Raw genomic sequence first — 1,136 nt, 5'->3', positions numbered from 1 at the left:
TAGAGTGACCCCATAATATGAGACAGGAAAAAACACCCCCAACGTCGTATGTAGTATTAACGATGATCTGGAGGTGTTTTTTTGATGGGAGCCAATCGATTTTACCCGGAGCATGTGAAGCGTGAAGTCATTCGTTTGAAATTGGAGGGAAAGACTTCCAATCAGGAACTCATGAAGCAATTTGGGATTAAGAATAAATCTCAGATTAAAACATGGGTCCAGTGGTATAAACAGGGTGCCTTCCACCGCCTGGCCCAGCCGCCGGGAAAACAGTATACCTTCGGTAAAGGGCCTGATGAGGGAAGCGAAATCGAGCAGCTGCGAAAGAAAGTGGCGTATTACGAAATGAGAGATGATCTGATGGGAAAGGCGAACGCCATCGAAAGGACGTGGTTCCAGAAGTCATCGTCGAAGTGATAGAGGCGAATAGACATGCTTATGGCGTGCAGGAGATGTGTCATGCCTTCGGCATTCCCCGTTCCACCTATTACCGATGGAAAAAGCGTTCCAAGGAGATTCCCGCTTTGCACCGGATGATCATGGATATCTGCCGCCGGTATCGCTATTGGCTGGGCCACCGTAAGGTGGCGGCTCTTTTGCGAAAAGACCACGGGATCAGAATCAATCGGAAAACCGCCCAGCGGGTGATGCAGAAGTATCAGCTCCAATGCCAGGTCAAGCCCAAGAAACGGATCCAGTCGACAGGGGAAAGCCATCAGACGGTGCCCAATCTCCTTCAACAGGAATTCACGGCCGATCGTCCCGACCAAAAATGGGTTACCGACATTACGTATCTGCCATATGGAGAAAAGATGTGGTATTTATCCACGATCATGGATGTATACAATAATGAATTAGTCGCGTATGAGTTAAAGGATACGCAGGAAACAAGTCTGGTGCTGGATACGCTAGAAGCAGCCTGTCAGGGCCGGGAGACCTTCGGTCTCCTTCTGCACAGTGACCAGGGTTCCCAGTATACGTCGCATGCGTTTCAGCAGGCGGCCAAAGAAAAAGGCATTATCACAAGCATGTCCCGGAAAGGAAACTGCTTTGATAATGCCATGATCGAATCCTTCCATTCCTCGCTAAAGTCGGAAGAATTCAGCATCCGCGAACGGATGCCCCTTACGTCTTCT

Annotated in this window: 2 protein-coding genes; both read left to right on the top strand. The window is 49.3% G+C overall.

Going from position 1 to position 1,136, the window contains the following annotated elements; translation table 11 throughout:
- Positions 1 to 84: 84 nt before the first annotated feature.
- Complete coding sequence (locus ACTRXG_RS16850; RefSeq protein WP_474286071.1) at positions 85 to 417, top strand: transposase; 333 nt, start codon at positions 85 to 87, stop codon at positions 415 to 417.
- Positions 414 to 1,136 (top strand): IS3 family transposase (locus ACTRXG_RS16845; protein ID WP_474286069.1); only part of this gene is annotated, 723 nt, incomplete at its 3' end. The genes ACTRXG_RS16850 and ACTRXG_RS16845, both read left to right, overlap by 4 nt.

The sequence above is a fragment of the Marinococcus sp. LNSP9103-4 genome, assembly GCF_056034345.1.
This window is presented reverse-complemented; position numbering and strand designations above follow the sequence as displayed.

Excerpts from the sequence above, each read along its gene's own strand:
- ACTRXG_RS16850 (WP_474286071.1), top strand. The coding sequence starts at position 85 with ATGGGAGCCAATCGATTTTACCCGGAGCATGTGAAGCGTGAAGTCATT.